The sequence below is a fragment of the Dietzia sp. CH92 genome, from assembly GCF_032248695.1.
In the GTDB taxonomy this organism is placed as follows: Bacteria; Actinomycetota; Actinomycetes; order Mycobacteriales; family Mycobacteriaceae; genus Dietzia.
This window is the reverse complement of record NZ_JAVHXC010000003.1, coordinates 103180-116571: the sequence shown is the minus strand read 5'-3', so window position 1 is coordinate 116571 and position 13392 is coordinate 103180. Positions and strand designations below refer to the sequence as shown.

The 13392-nt window shown below is 73.8% G+C and carries 14 protein-coding genes; 8 read left to right on the top strand and 6 right to left on the bottom strand.

Going from position 1 to position 13392, the window contains the following annotated elements; translation table 11 throughout:
- Position 1 precedes the first annotated feature (1 nt).
- Complete coding sequence (locus RWK90_RS06970) at positions 2–637, bottom strand: DUF1707 domain-containing protein (protein WP_314036170.1); 636 nt, start codon at positions 635–637, stop codon at positions 2–4.
- Between the two features lie 98 nt (positions 638–735).
- Here RWK90_RS06970 and RWK90_RS06965 point away from each other — a divergent pair, with 98 nt between their 5' ends.
- The 3 genes from RWK90_RS06965 to RWK90_RS06955 all read left to right on the top strand — a co-directional run bounded on the left by RWK90_RS06965 (position 736) and on the right by RWK90_RS06955 (position 3078).
- Positions 736–1236 carry a carboxymuconolactone decarboxylase family protein gene (locus tag RWK90_RS06965; RefSeq protein WP_314036168.1) on the top strand — a complete coding sequence of 167 codons (501 nt, stop codon included), beginning with the start codon at positions 736–738 and terminating at the stop codon, positions 1234–1236.
- Positions 1237–1298: 62 nt separating this feature from the next.
- Positions 1299–2162: a sigma-70 family RNA polymerase sigma factor gene (locus tag RWK90_RS06960; RefSeq protein WP_396230295.1), complete on the top strand. Its 864-nt coding sequence runs from the start codon at positions 1299–1301 to the stop codon at positions 2160–2162.
- Between the two features lie 139 nt (positions 2163–2301).
- Positions 2302–3078: an AraC family transcriptional regulator gene (locus RWK90_RS06955; protein WP_314037080.1), complete on the top strand. Its 777-nt coding sequence runs from the start codon at positions 2302–2304 to the stop codon at positions 3076–3078.
- 9 nt (positions 3079–3087) lie between these two features.
- On the opposite strand, the gene RWK90_RS06950 is transcribed toward RWK90_RS06955, so the two are convergent.
- From RWK90_RS06950 to thiM, 3 genes are read right to left on the bottom strand one after another with little or no spacing between them, the layout of a single operon-like run.
- Complete coding sequence (locus tag RWK90_RS06950) at positions 3088–3438, bottom strand: VOC family protein (RefSeq protein ID WP_314036164.1); 351 nt, start codon at positions 3436–3438, stop codon at positions 3088–3090.
- A gap of 10 nt (positions 3439–3448) precedes the next feature.
- Complete coding sequence (gene thiE, locus RWK90_RS06945) at positions 3449–4192, bottom strand: thiamine phosphate synthase (RefSeq protein ID WP_314036162.1); 744 nt, start codon at positions 4190–4192, stop codon at positions 3449–3451.
- On the bottom strand, positions 4189–5025 hold the full coding sequence (thiM, locus tag RWK90_RS06940; RefSeq protein WP_314036160.1) for a hydroxyethylthiazole kinase: 837 nt from the start codon (positions 5023–5025) through the stop codon (positions 4189–4191). The genes thiE and thiM overlap by 4 nt, the downstream gene beginning before the upstream one ends.
- Positions 5026–5093: 68 nt before the next feature.
- On the opposite strand from thiM, the gene RWK90_RS06935 reads away from it, so the two are divergent.
- The 3 genes from RWK90_RS06935 (at position 5094) to RWK90_RS06925 (ending at position 8292) form a co-directional block, all read left to right on the top strand.
- Positions 5094–6119: an LLM class flavin-dependent oxidoreductase gene (locus RWK90_RS06935; protein ID WP_314036158.1), complete on the top strand. Its 1026-nt coding sequence runs from the start codon at positions 5094–5096 to the stop codon at positions 6117–6119.
- Positions 6120–6211: 92 nt separating this feature from the next.
- Positions 6212–7444 carry an acyl-CoA desaturase gene (locus tag RWK90_RS06930; protein WP_314036157.1) on the top strand — a complete coding sequence of 411 codons (1233 nt, stop codon included), beginning with the start codon at positions 6212–6214 and terminating at the stop codon, positions 7442–7444.
- Between the two features lie 23 nt (positions 7445–7467).
- Complete coding sequence (locus tag RWK90_RS06925; RefSeq protein ID WP_314036155.1) at positions 7468–8292, top strand: thioesterase family protein; 825 nt, start codon at positions 7468–7470, stop codon at positions 8290–8292.
- Between the two features lie 193 nt (positions 8293–8485).
- On the opposite strand, the gene RWK90_RS06920 is transcribed toward RWK90_RS06925, so the two are convergent.
- Positions 8486–10174 (bottom strand): DEAD/DEAH box helicase, encoded by a 1689-nt coding sequence (locus RWK90_RS06920; protein ID WP_314036152.1) that lies wholly within the window; start codon positions 10172–10174, stop codon positions 8486–8488.
- A gap of 246 nt (positions 10175–10420) precedes the next feature.
- Between RWK90_RS06920 and RWK90_RS06915 the strand changes: the two genes are divergently transcribed.
- On the top strand, positions 10421–11980 hold the full coding sequence (locus RWK90_RS06915) for an adenylate/guanylate cyclase domain-containing protein (RefSeq protein WP_314036150.1): 1560 nt from the start codon (positions 10421–10423) through the stop codon (positions 11978–11980).
- 16 nt (positions 11981–11996) lie between these two features.
- Here RWK90_RS06915 and RWK90_RS06910 read toward each other — a convergent pair whose 3' ends face one another.
- Positions 11997–12734 (bottom strand): LmeA family phospholipid-binding protein, encoded by a 738-nt coding sequence (locus RWK90_RS06910; protein ID WP_314036148.1) that lies wholly within the window; start codon positions 12732–12734, stop codon positions 11997–11999.
- Between the two features lie 86 nt (positions 12735–12820).
- Here RWK90_RS06910 and RWK90_RS06905 point away from each other — a divergent pair, with 86 nt between their 5' ends.
- Positions 12821–13381: a type 1 glutamine amidotransferase domain-containing protein gene (locus RWK90_RS06905; protein WP_314036146.1), complete on the top strand. Its 561-nt coding sequence runs from the start codon at positions 12821–12823 to the stop codon at positions 13379–13381.
- The last annotated feature ends 11 nt before the right edge of the window (positions 13382–13392 follow it).

Here is a 13392-nt window from a genome sequence, read left to right as displayed (position 1 = left end):
CTCAGTCGCGCTTCTCGCGCCCGTCGCCCAGCTCGCGGATCCGCTCGGTCGCCGCGCGCAGGCGTTCCTCGCGGGCCTTCTCGTCGGCCTTCTTGAGCTTCTCGTACGTCTTCTCGTCGGAATCGGTGAACCGCAGCGCCAGCCGCGGGATCCCCAGCGTCAGCACCAGCGACGGCCACACCATCCACGCGTACTGCCAGTCCACCACGATCTGCAGGACGAGGAAGGTGATGAGCGTCAGCCCGATCACCACCCCGTCCAGCGATTCGACCAGCTTGCCGCGCCGGCGCAGGTCCTCCAGGTCGGCATCGGCGTCGCGGGTGGCCGGCGTCCGCGCGCCGGTGACAGGTGTCGCGAGGGACGACGACGGCGACGACGACGACGAGAGCGCGACCTCACCGCCGGCCGCAGTGGCCGACCGGACGATCAGACCGTCCACCGTCGTCAGCGGCATCCCGCCCGGCAGGTCGGCGAACGAGTCGCGCAGCTGGCCGAGGGTGCGGGCCGCGGCCACGTCGCCGGAACGGGAATGGAACTGCGGATCATCGAGCCGGCCCGCCGCGTAGTGATCACCCAGGACGGTGAGGGCATGCAGTCGCTCGGCGTCGGAGAGCAGCAGATCGTCGGGCTCGGCCATGCCCCCAAGGCTATGACCGGCGACGGGGCGATGCCATAGGGAATCGCCCTGATCGGCTGGCGCTGTCACATTCCGGGCGGTTCGTGCGTCGAGTAGACATGAGCACATCACAGAGCACGCACGACCAGCGCAAACAGGTCAGCGCGGCGGCCATGGCCCCCATGCTGGCGCTCGAGGCCTACTCCCGGGCCCGGGTCTCCCGCGACGACTCCCACCTCATCCGACTCCGCGTCTCGGCGGTCAACGGGTGCCGCTACTGCACCGCGATGCACCGTCGCGACGCCCGCAGGGACGGATGGTCCGCCGACCGGATCGCGGCGGTGGAGGACTGGACGGCGAACGTGGCCGAGATGAGCCCGGCGGAGCAGGCCGTCCTGCGATTCGCGGACGCGCTCACCCACGTCGACGGCGAGGACTCGGTCCCCGACGAGCTCTGGGCCGACGTCGTCCGCCACCGGGGTGACACAGGTGCTGGACAGCTGGTCATGGAGGTCGTCACCATCAACGCATGGAACCGGATCGCGATCGCCACCCGCAAGGATCCGGGATCGCTGCGCGGTCTCGTCCCGGGCGACCTGGAGCCGGTGAGCCGGGGTTGACGACAGGCGCGCCCGCCGGTTCGAAACCGACGGCCGGCGGAGTCGCCCCCGCCACGATCGAGGTGTTGCCCGACCGGGCGGCGCTCGAGCGGGTCCGCGGTCGACTGCTGGGGATCGGCTACCGCATCACCGGAACCTGGGCCGACGCCGAGGACGCCGCCGACGAGGCCCTGGCCCGCCTCGTGGCCCTCGACCCGGCGGACGCGCCGCGCAACGCCGAGGCGTGGCTCACCACCGTCACCACCCGGCTGTGCCTGGACCGCCTCCGGCGACGCAAGCGCGAGGACTACATCGGTGCCTGGCTGCCCGAGCCCGTCGACACCGCGCTGCTGCCCGCGGACCGCGCCGAACGCCGCGACGACCTGCGCATCGCCGTGTTGCTCGCGTACGAGAAGCTCGGCCCGGACGAGCGCGCGGCCTTCGTCCTGCGCGAGGCGTACGAGCTGCCCTACGCCGAGATCGCCGACACGCTCGGCGCGGCCGTGGCCACGGTGCGGCAATGGGTCAGCCGGGCCCGACACCGCCTCGCGACCGACCTGCGCCCGCCCGAGCCGGCCCCGGACGCGCTCATCACGCAGCTCGTGGAGGCCGTGCTCTCCGGAGACCTGGAGCAGACGGTCGCCGCCCTCACGGCGGACGCCCGCGTGACGTCGGACGGCAACGGGAAGGTCAACGCCGCCCGCCGCGACATCGTGGGCGCCCGCAAGTGCGCCTACTTCCTGGTCAAGGGCATGGAGCTGGCCGACGGGATGGTCGCGCCCGTGGAGGTCAACGGCGAACTGGGATTGGCGATGGTCACCCGCGGGGTGCTGCGTGTGGCGCAGGTCGGAATGGTCGATGGCCGCGTGGACCGACTGTACTTCCACTGCAACCCGGACAAACTCACCCGATTGGCGCTCCCGGAGGGGTTCACGGGGCCGGTATGACGAGCGCCGGCCTCACCGGCGTCGGGGTGACCGCCACGCCACCCGACCGCACGCGTCCCGGGAAGTCGGGCGCGCCCCGGTGACCGGGAGGACAGTGGTCGGGGAAGGGGAGGTGCCGTGATCGACCACCGGGTACCACCTGCGGCGGATGTTCTCGTCGCTGGCGGGGATGCCGGTGTCCGAGTACGTCCGCAGGCGCCGGATGGCCGTCGCCGCCGGGGACCTGCTCGGCGAGGACGACCTGCTCACCATCGCCGTGCGGTACGGCTACGGATCCGTCGAGGCGTTCGGCCGGGCGTTCCGCGCCGTGCACGGCGTGAGCCACGGCGACGTCCGTCGCGACGGCGGCCCCCTCCGCAGCCAGTCCGTCCTCAGGTTCCGCCTGACCGTTGAAGGGAGCCATCCCATGGATGTCCGCATCATCGACCGCCCCGTCCTGCGCCTGGTCGGCCACGCCACCCGCGTACCGCTGATCTTCGAGGGGGTCAACCACCACATCCGCGCCCACGTCGAGTCGATCCCGGCCGCCGAGAACGCGCGGCTCAAGGCCCTGTCCAGCGGAGAGCCCACCGGGCTCCTGCAGATCACCCACGGGACGGGCCCCGGCGACCCCGAGGGCACCGACCTGACCTATCTCCACGGCGTCGCCACCGACCCGGACACGCCGGTCCCCGCCGACCTCGACGTGATGGACGTCCCCGCCGGCGCCTGGGCCGTCTTCCGCTCCTCCGGCGACCACCCGTCCGCCCTGCAGCAGATGTGGGCCGCCACGGCCTCCGAGTGGTTCCCGTCCAACCCGTGGCGACTGCGGCCGGGCCCCTCGGTCCTGGCCGTCCTCGACCACTCCGCGGACTTCACCCGGGCGACCTGCGAACTGTGGCTGCCCGTCGAACCCCAGGGCGCGCCCGGGCGGTGAACGCTGAGGTCAGGCCGGCACCCACATGGCCATCTCGTTGCCGCCGGGCTCGCGGAAGTGGAAGCGGCGGCCGCCGGGGAAGTCGAACGGCCCGAACGTCACCTCGCCGCCGGCCTCCTCCACGCGCCGACGCGCGACCTCGAGGTCGCCCACCCGGATCACCATGAGCGGAGTGGGGGACTGCTCGTCGGCGTCGCCCTGGACGCCCACGTCGATGCCGCCGCCGAGCATGCACGCGTACGAGGACCCGTACACCGTGGGCGTCCAGCCGCAGACCGCCTCGAGGAACTCGGCGGTCGCGGTCATCGACGTGCTGGGGAACTCGACGAGGGTGATCTCGAGAGGCGTCCTGTCGTCCATTCGTATGACGCTACGCGCGCGGCCGCCCTGGCGAGGACGATTTCCCGTCCTCCCACCGCGCGAGCAGATCGGCGGCGGCAGCGCGCGGGTCCGCGGCGGCCATGATCGCCGACACCACGCAGACCCCGTCCAGATCGGTCGCCGCCAGCTGCCCGACGGTCGCGGGCGTGACCCCGCCGATCCCCACCGCCCGGACCCCGTGCGCGTGGGCGGCGCGGGCGATCCGGTCGGCACCGGCCGGACCCAGCGCCGCGGCCGTGTCGGTCTTGGTGGCCGTGGCCCACACCGGGCTCACCCCGATCACATCCGGCGCGGGACCCGGGCCCGCCACCGCGGCCGCCAACTGCCCGTCCGACTCGATCGACAGTCCCAGCATCAGCTCGACCGGCAACGCCGCGCGGGCCCGGGCCAGCGGCACATCCCGCTGCCCGACGTGCAGGTGCAGCCCGAGCTCCCGCGCGACGTCGAGCCGGTCGTTGACGAACACCGGCACGTCGCGGCGGCCCGTCTCCGTGCACGCCCGCGCGACCGCCCCGGCGACGGCGGCGGCGTGGGTGGCGAACTCGTCGTCGTCGCACTCCTTGTCGCGGACCTGGACCACCCCCACCCCGCCGAGCACGGCCTCGTACACGATGTCCGGCACGGCGCCGCGCCCGCCGCCGAGGTGGGGATCGGTGACCAGGTACAGGCGCCAGTCGACCCCGGGGCCCCGCGCGGGGAGGGCGGCGTCCCCGCCGGGCCGCGCGGCGCTCACGCGCCGGTCACCGTGACCAGGCCCGCGATGTCCTCCCCGGACAGGGTGTACAGGGCGTCGAGCCACGCCACCGCGAAACTCCCCGGCCCCGCCGACGTGCGCCCCGCGACCGTCCCCGCGGCGCCGGCGTGGGCGTGCGCGGCGACCACCGCGTCATGATCGTCGAGCCCCGCCGCCCGGGCCGCCCCCAGATACGCCGCGGTGAGCGCGCCCAGTGCGCACCCGGTGCCGATGACCTTCTGCAGCAACGGGTGACCCGACTCGACCCACGTCGTGCGGAACCCGCCGTCGCGACGGGTGACAACCAGGTCCCGGGGTCCCGTCACCGCCACCACCGCCCCGGACCGCGCCGCCAGGTCGCGGGCGGCGGGCTCCGCGGCGGCCACCTCCTCGGTCGAGTCCACGCCCCGGCCGCCCGCCCCCGAGCCGGCCAGCGCGGTGGTCTCCGACGCGTTGGCGCGGATGGCGGCCGGCCCGGACTCCAGCCAGTCGGTCGCCAGGCCCGTACGCATCACCAGCCCGCCCACCGCCACCGGATCGAGCACCCACGGCGTGCCGTGCTCCCGGGCCGAGGCGATCGCCGCGCGCATGCCCTCCACCTGTTCGGCGGTCGGGTTACCCACGTTGATCAGCACCCCGGAGGCGATCGCGGCGAAGTCCCCCGCCTCGTCCGGGTGGTCCACCATCGCCGGCGCCGCCCCTGCCGCGAGCAGCACGTCGGCCGTGATCTGCCGGACCACGGAGTTGGTGAGGCAGTGCACGAGCGGGCCGTCGGCGCGCATCGCGTCCACCAGTCGGGCGAGGTCTACGGGGGTGTCAGCGGTGGTGGCCATGTCCCCCAGTGTGCCCCCGGGCGCCCCTCGACAGGAATAGTGCGCCGGCGGCCCGGGTTGCACCCGGCATGACGTCCCCCGACTCCGGTTCCCCCGACTCCCGCGCCCTGCCCCTGTCCGTGATCGACTTCGCCAGCGTCCGCCCCGGGCAGTCGGTGGGGGAGGCGCTGCAGGACTCGCTTGCCCTGGCGCGCAAGGCGGAGGAGCTGGGGTACGAGCGGGTCTGGTACTCCGAGCACCACAACGTGCCCTCGATCGCGTCCTCGGCGCCGGCGGTGCTCATGGCGCACATCGCCGCGCACACCTCGTCGATCCGGCTCGGCTCCGGCGGCGTCATGCTGCCCAACCACTCACCCCTCGTGATCGCCGAGCAGTTCGGCACCCTCGCCGAGCTCCACCCCGGCCGCATCGACCTGGGCCTCGGCCGCGCCCCCGGCACCGACCCGCAGACGCTGCGCGCCCTGCGCCGCGAGCCGTCGGCGGCCGAGAACTTCCCCGACGACGTCCGCGAGCTCCAGGCCTTCCTCGGCGACTCGCCGTCGGACTTCGCCCGCACCCGCGGGATCGCCGCCATCCCCGGGCGCGGGACCAGGATCCCGCTGTACATCCTCGGCTCCTCCCTGTTCGGCGCGCAGCTCGCCGCCGCCTACGGGCTGCCGTACGCGTTCGCCTCCCACTTCGCGCCCGACGCCCTGGAGCAGGCCTCCGCGGTGTACCGCGAGCGGTTCCAGCCGAGCGAGCAGCTGGCCGAGCCGTTCATGATCGCCGCCGTCAACGTGGTGGCCGACGACGACACCGAGCGCGCCCAGCGGGAGATGCACTGGTACCGCCGTCAGCGCGTCAAGCTCATGGCCGGCCGCGGGCGCGACTTCTCCGACGAGGAGCTCGACATGATCATGGAGTCCGCCGGCGGGCGGCAGATCCTCCACATGATCAGCTACACCGCGTGCGGCGACGGGCCCACGGTCCGCGACTACCTCACCGACTTCGCGCGGCGCGCGGGCGCCGACGAGCTGATGATCGCCCCGATCGGGTCGACGGTCGAGCGCGTCCACGGGACGCTGGAGGTGTTGCGCCGAGCCTGGAGTGACTGACGGGGCGGCGGGGCGTGCGCTTGGTCACGATGAGGGGGCGACCCGGGCCCGAGCCGTAGCCGCGCCCGTGGAGACCGGCCTACCCTGGGGTCATGGCGATCTCCGACGTCGGCGAATACGCCCACCTCACTCCCGACCAGATCTCCGAGCTGGGACGGGAGCTCGACGCGATCCGCGCCGAGGTCATCGACTCCCGCGGTGAGCGCGACTACCGCTACATCCACAGCATCATCAAGCTGCAGCGCGGCCTCGAGCTGGGCGCGCGCGCCCTGCTCTACCTCGGCGCCCGCAACCGCACCGTGTGGGCGCTCGGCACCGGGACCCTCGCGGTGGCCAAGATCCTCGAGAACATGGAACTCGGCCACAACGTCATGCACGGCCAGTGGGACTGGATGAACGACCCGGAGATCCACTCCACCAACTGGGAGTGGGACCTCGTCGGCAGCTCCGCGGACTGGAAGCACACCCACAACCACCTGCACCACAAGTTCACCAACATCGTGGGGATGGACGACGACGTGGGGTTCGGCGTCCTCCGCGTGACGCGCGACGTGCCGTGGGAGCCCCGGTTCCTCGCCAACACGGCCGTCAACGCCGCCCTCATGGCGGGCTTCGAGTGGGGGATCGGGCTGCAGGCCGTCACCGTCAGCGCCGCGTTCGACCGGGACGCCGCGCCCGAGGACCGGCGCCGGGCCCGCGCGTTCCTGCGCAAGGCGGGCCAGCAGGTCCTCAAGGACTACATCCTGTTCCCCGTCCTGGCCGGGCCGAGCGGGCCCCAGGCACTCACCGCCGCCGTCACGGCCAACATCATCCGCAACGTGTGGACCAACGCGGTGATCTTCTGCGGGCACTTCCCCGACGGCGCCGAGAAGTTCACCATGACGGATGTAGAGACCGAGACGCAGGCGGAGTGGTACCTGCGGCAGATGCTCGGCAGCGCCAACCTCGACGGCGGGCCGGCCATGAACCTCATGACCGGCAACCTGTCGTTCCAGATCGAGCACCACATGTTCCCGGACCTGCCGTCCAACCGGTACGCGGAGATCTCGCTCAAGGTGCGCGACCTGTGCGCCCGGTACGACCTGCCGTACGTCTCCGGCCCGCTGTGGAAGCAGTACCTCCAGTCCTGGCGCACCATCGCCCGCCTCTCGCTGCCGGACCGCTACCTGCGCCGCACCGCCGACGACGCCGCCGAGACCCGCAGCGAGAAGATGTTCGGCCACGGCCCCCGCACCTCCGGCCTGGCCACCGCGCTGGCCGGCGTCCGGGCGGCCCGGGCGCGGGCGCGGCGCGGCCGGAGGGGCAGCACCGCGCAGACCCGCTGAGCGGCGGTGGCAGACTGGGCCGCATGTCGCTGACGAGCATGCTGCAGTCCGCCGCCGACGGCGGGACCGTCGAGGTGGAAGAGGGCTGGACGCAGGGCCGGGCCATCTACGGAGGACTCACCGGGGCCCTGCTCCTGGCCGCGATGAAGGGCTGCCTGCGCGCGCGGGACACCGGCGACGGCTCGCCCGCGGTGGTCCACCCGCTGCGCTCGCTCACCGTCTCCTTCGTCGGCCCCGCCGCCACCGGCCCGGTCGACATCTCGGCGGAGATCCTGCGGGTGGGCTCCAACGTCGTCCAGTGTCAGGCCACCGTGCGGCAGGAGGGCGCGATCGTCGCGACCGCGCTCGCCGCCTTCGGCCGGCACCGCGAGTCCTCTATCTCCGTGCCGCCCGTGCACCCCATGCCCGGGTTCCCCGACCCGGCGACGATCGAGCCGTTCCCGTACATCAAGGACTTCACGCCGGAGTTCTACCGGTTCGTCGAGCTGCGCCAGGTGAGCGGCCAGCTGCCGTTCAGCGGCGCCGACACGGCCGACCTGTCCGGGTGGACGTCCCTGCGCGAGGCGCCCGAGCGGTTCGAGGAGGAGCACCTCGTGCTGCTCACGGACGCGTGGCCGCCGGCGCCCATCCAGATGCTCGACGGGTTCGCGCCCGGCAGCAGCCTGACGTGGACGATCGAGTTCGTCGCCGAGGTCGGGCCGGACACGTTCGCGGCGGACTCGACGCTCGCGTACGCCGCCACCACCGACGCCGCCCGAGACGGGTACGCGCACACGCACGCGATGGTGTGGCGGGCCGACGGCGCGTTGGCCGCGATCAGCCGGCAGACGATCACCGTCTTCGGCTGAGCCCCGGCCCGGTTACGGGCTGAACCCCGGCTCGGTTGCGGGCGGGGCCCCGGCCCGGTTACGGGCTGAACCCCGGCTCGGCAACGCCACCTATACGAATGCGCGCCACCGCCCGGGCCCGGTAGGTGGCGCGCAGTCAGATGTGTGGCGTGTACGCCCGGCCGGGCGGACCCGGCCGGACGAGCTCAGCTGCTCAGCCGGCGGTGCGGGTGGCCCGTCGCCGCTGATCGCTGCGGGGGCGTCCGGCGGCCTGGCCGACCGACTGCCGCGCGCCCGAGGCCCGCGTGCCGGTGCCGGCGCCGTGACCGCCCGAGCGCTGGCCACCCGATCCCTGGCCGCCGGAGCGCTGCCCGCCGGAGCCCTGACGCGCGGCGCCGGGGGTGCCGCCGTTCTGGGGGCGACGACGACGAGCGCCGCTGCCGCCGGAACCCTGCTGGTCGCGGCCACCGCGCTCCGCGCCGTCGCGGTCGGAACGGGCCCGGACCTGGCGGTCCTGGTCGCCGCCACGCCGCCCGTCACCGCGGCGGGAGTCGACACGGCGGTGCTCGCCCTCCTGACGCTGGCCCTGACGGCCTTCGCCCTGCTGACGCTGGCCCTGACGGCCCTCGCCCTGCTGGCGCTGGCGGTTCTGGCTCTGCCGGTCGCGACCGCGGCTGCGCCGGGCCTGCCCGCGGACGGACTGGCCCTCGGCGCCGTCGTCGGAGGGGACGTGCGGGGGCGGCTCGGGGGCGTCGGCCAGCGCGGCGGCCGCGTCGGCGCCCACGGGCAGGGCGATCTCCCCGGCGGTCACGCCGGCCGCGCGCAGCAGCGAGCGGACCTCGCCCACCTGGTCGACGGTGGCCACGGTGACCACCGTGCCCACGGCGCCGGCGCGGGCGGTGCGGCCCGAGCGGTGGACGTAGGCCTTGTGCTCGGCCGGCGGGTCGGCGTGGACGACCAGCCCGACGTCGTCGACGTGGATGCCGCGGGCGGCGATGTCGGTCGCCACCAGCACGGTCGCCTCGCCGGAGGAGAACGCGTCGAGGTTCCGCACGCGCGCGTTCTGCGAGAGGTTGCCGTGCAGGTCCACGCTGGACACGCCGCGGCCGGTGAGCTGCTTGGCCAGCCGCTTGGCGCCGTGCTTGGTGCGGGTGAACATCACCGTCCGCGGGTGTGCACCGGCGAGGTCGGCCAGGGCACGGACGCGGTCGTCGGCGTCGACGTGGAACACGTGGTGCGCGGTCGGGCCGGCGGTCGCGGTGCCGTCGTCGACCGAGTGGTCGACCGGGTCCGTGAGGAACTTCGTCACGAGCTTCTGCACGCCCGAATCGAGGGTCGCGGAGAACAGCAGACGCTGGGCGCCGGCCGGGGTCGCGGACAGGATGCGGGTGACGCCGGGCAGGAAGCCCAGGTCGGCCATGTGGTCGGCCTCGTCGAGGACGCTGATCTCGATCGCGTCCATCCGGCAGTGCTTCTGGCCCATGAGGTCCTCGAGGCGGCCGGGGCAGGCCACGACGATGTCGACCCCGCGGTTGAGCGCGTCGACCTGACGGCCCTGGGAGACGCCGCCGAAGATGACGGTGGTCCTGAGGCCCACGGCGTGGGCGAGCGGCGCGAGGGTCTCGTCGATCTGACGGGCGAGCTCACGGGTCGGCGCGAGGATCAGCCCGCGCGGCGCGTTGCGGGTGCGGCGGCCGCCGGACGCCGCGAGGCGCGCGACGAGGGGCAGGCAGAACGCGTAGGTCTTGCCCGAGCCGGTGCGGCCGCGGCCGAGGACGTCACGACCGGACAGGGCGTCGGGCAGCGTGGCGCTCTGGATGGGCGTCGGGGTGGTGATGCCCGCAGCGTCGAGGACGGCGAGCAGGGGAGAAGGAACGCCGAGGTCGGCGAAGGAACGTGACAAGGGAGATGGCTCCGTACATAGAGGATGGCGTCTTGCCCGGCGCGCTCTCGAATAAACCGCCCCACCGCGTGAGGTGCTGCGTCCGGTGCGCGACCACGGGATGGTCGACAGGCCGCGGCCCGAGGCAAGAGTGGTGCGGGCCGTCCTGGGACCACCCTACGCGCTGACGCCGCACGCGTCCCATTCCCGGCGGTAGGTGTGACGAGGGCATCACGCGTGTCGGACCGTGGTGGCACCATACGAGGCGTGCGACTCGACCTGTCCCTGCTGCGCCGGCCCGAGCTCGGGTCGGTGCTGCTCGGACGTGAGCGCGAGTCCGCGCGCGTGCGCGCCTGGCGCGTCCGGATCCTGCTGGTCCTGTCACTGCTCGGCTCCAATCTGGTGGGCGTCGCGGTGGCCGTGGTGCTCATCCTGTTCGTCCTGCCCGGCCCGGCCCTGCTGTCGCGGGAGTTCCTCGTCCCCACCGTGATCGTCGTGCCGGTGTACGTCACCCTCGCGGTGATCGTGGGCACGGTGTGGGTGACGCGCGCCGTCTACCGGCGGGTCCGCTGGTTCCTCGACGGTCGCGACCCCACGGAGCGCGACCGCGTCCGGACCCTGCGCCTGCCCGGGCGCATCACCCTCATCCAGGCCTTCCTGTGGATGCTCGGCGCGGCGGTCGTGGCCCCGGCGTACGGGGTGGTCGACCCCTCGTCGATCCCGGTCGTCGGGTTCACCATCGTGTTCTCCGGCCTCGTCGTGTGCGGTGTGGCGTTCCTGCTGGCCGACTTCGGGCTGCGTCCCGTCGCGGCCGTCGCGCTGTCCACGGGACGCGCCCCGCGGGCCCGCTTCCTCGGCGCCATGACGCGGCTCCGGGTGGCGTGGGCCCTGGGCAGCGGGGTGCCCGTCACAGGCTTGCTCATCGTGGCGATCTACACCCTCGCGGGCCGCGCCCTGTCACTGGAACGCCTCGCCGTCGTCGTCCTCGTCCTGGGCGGCACGTCGCTGCTGGCGGGGTTCCTCCTCATCTCCCTCGCCACGGGCTCGATGATCGGGCCGCTGCGCAGCGTGCGGTGGGCGATGGAGGACATCACCGCGGGCACACTGTCGCGGCGGGTGGTGGTCTACGACGGCACCGAGCTCGGGGAGTTGCAGCGCGGGTTCAACCAGATGGCCGCGGGGCTGCAGGAGCGGGAACGGCTGCGCGACCTGTTCGGGCGCCACGTCGGCCGGGACGTCGCCGAGGCGGCGGAACTGCACGAGCCGGAACTGGGCGGTCGGGACTCGCGGGTCGGGGTGGTGTTCGTGGACCTCATCGGATCCACCGAGATGGCGGTGCGCTCGGAGGCCGCGGAGGTGGTGGACGTGCTCAACCAGTTCTTCTCCGTGGTGGTGGAGACGGTCGAGGAGTACGACGGCATCGTGGACAGCTTCCTGGGCGACGCCGCGCTCGTGGTGTTCGGGGCGCCCCGGTCGATGGCGGACCCGGCGACCGCGGCCCTGACCTGCGCGCGCGTGCTCGCCGAGCGGTTGCAGCAGCGGGTGCCCGACTGTCGGGCCGGCATCGGGGCGTCCTACGGCGACGTGGTGGCCGGATACGTCGGATCCGACGACCGCTTCGAGTACACGGTGATTGGCGACGCGGTCAACGAGGCCGCCCGGTTGTGCGAGCTGGCCAAGGACCGGCCCGGCCTCGTGCTGGCCTCGGGGGTGGCGGCCGACGCCGCGGCGGAACCGGAGCGTGCGCGCTGGCACGAGGTGGGCGCCGAGGTCGTGCGCGGGCGAGACGAACCCACTCGCCTGTGCGTCCCGGCCGGCGCCGGGTAGGCGACGGTCGGCACCGCTACCGCAGCACCACGTCGCGTCCGCCGAGCGCCACCTCGAGTCCCTCCGGGACCACGCGTGCGCCCTCGATCACCACGCCCTCGGGCAGCGACGCGACGGTCGAGTCGACCGTGCCGGTGATGCCGGAGAACAGGCCGCCCGGCAGCTCGAATCCCAGGAGCGAGGTCTGCTGCGGCGTGAGGGTGAGCTGGCCGTCGGTCACTCCCGGCGCGACACCGATCTCGGCGATGCCGCCGATGTCCGCGCGCAGGAGCCCGGCGGCGGGGTCGGGCCGGACCGAGCGGACCTCCGTCAGGCCCGCGACGGGCGAGCCCTCCGCCGGGTTGCCCTGCGCCGCGGCGGCCGCGAGCTGCTCGCCGCTGAGAGTGGCGGTGCCGTCGGCGGTGTCGGCGCGGATGCCGCCGTCGACCAGTCGCACGGCGTTGCCGGTCACGTCGATCCGGGGCACGGTCGCGTTGCCGGGGGAGGTGAGGTGGACGGTTCCCACGGCCTGCGCGGTGGCCAGGTCCCACAGCACTGAAGTGCTGCCGAACCCCACCGAGACGGGCGCGCCGAGCCGGGCCGACGCCTCGCTCTCGGCCCGCTCGGACAGGTACCACCGGGCGCCGAACTCCGCGGCCACCACCAGTCCCACCAACAGCAGGAGCAGCACGAACAGCGAGCAGCCACAGCCGCGGCGGGCGCCGCGTCCGCCGCCGCGACGTCCGGTGTGTGCCATGCGATCTCGACGAGCCATGGGGGTATGGTGCCCGACTCGTGGACGCCGGTCCACCGCCCGCGGGACCGGTTGCGGCGGGTCGGTGCCGCCCTCACGATCGGGGCATGACCGAGACACAGGATGCACGAACCGAGACACGTACCGTCGCTTTCCTGGCGGCCGCCGAGGGCATCGAGCGGGTCGAGCTCACCGAGCCGTGGGAGGCCGTGGTCGGTGCCGGCCACACCGCGGTCCTCGTCAGCACGGACAGCGGCGAGGTGGGACTCGTCGACCACCTCGACCCCGCCGGGACGCAGGCGGTCGACCGGACGAGCGCGGAGACCGACGTCGCGGACATCGACGTCCTGGTGCTGCCGGGCGGCGTCGCCAACCCGGACGCGCTGCGTCAGGACGAGCACGCCGTGAACCTGGTGCGCGGGATGGTCGACGCCGGGAAGCCGGTGTTCGCGATCTGTCACGCCCCGTGGGTGCTCGTCGAGGCCGACGTGGTCCGCGGTCGCCGGGTGACGTCCTACCCGAGCGTGCGCACCGACCTGGTCAACGCCGGCGCGGAGTGGGTCGACGAGGAACTGGTCCGCGACGGCGGGATCACCACCAGCCGCCGGCCCGACGACCTGCCGGCCTTCTGCGACGCGCTCCTCGGGACTCTCCGGGGCGGCGCCTGAGGGCGGTGCCC

Coding starts and splice junctions, on each gene's coding strand:
- RWK90_RS06970 (WP_314036170.1), bottom strand. CDS start 637: ATGGCCGAGCCCGACGATCTGCTGCTCTCCGACGCCGAGCGACTGCAT.
- RWK90_RS06965 (WP_314036168.1), top strand. CDS start 736: ATGAGCACATCACAGAGCACGCACGACCAGCGCAAACAGGTCAGCGCG.
- RWK90_RS06950 (WP_314036164.1), bottom strand. CDS start 3,438: ATGGACGACAGGACGCCTCTCGAGATCACCCTCGTCGAGTTCCCCAGC.
- thiM (WP_314036160.1), bottom strand. CDS start 5,025: ATGGCCACCACCGCTGACACCCCCGTAGACCTCGCCCGACTGGTGGAC.
- RWK90_RS06935 (WP_314036158.1), top strand. CDS start 5,094: ATGACGTCCCCCGACTCCGGTTCCCCCGACTCCCGCGCCCTGCCCCTG.
- RWK90_RS06930 (WP_314036157.1), top strand. CDS start 6,212: ATGGCGATCTCCGACGTCGGCGAATACGCCCACCTCACTCCCGACCAG.
- RWK90_RS06925 (WP_314036155.1), top strand. CDS start 7,468: ATGTCGCTGACGAGCATGCTGCAGTCCGCCGCCGACGGCGGGACCGTC.
- RWK90_RS06910 (WP_314036148.1), bottom strand. CDS start 12,734: ATGGCTCGTCGAGATCGCATGGCACACACCGGACGTCGCGGCGGCGGA.
- RWK90_RS06905 (WP_314036146.1), top strand. CDS start 12,821: ATGACCGAGACACAGGATGCACGAACCGAGACACGTACCGTCGCTTTC.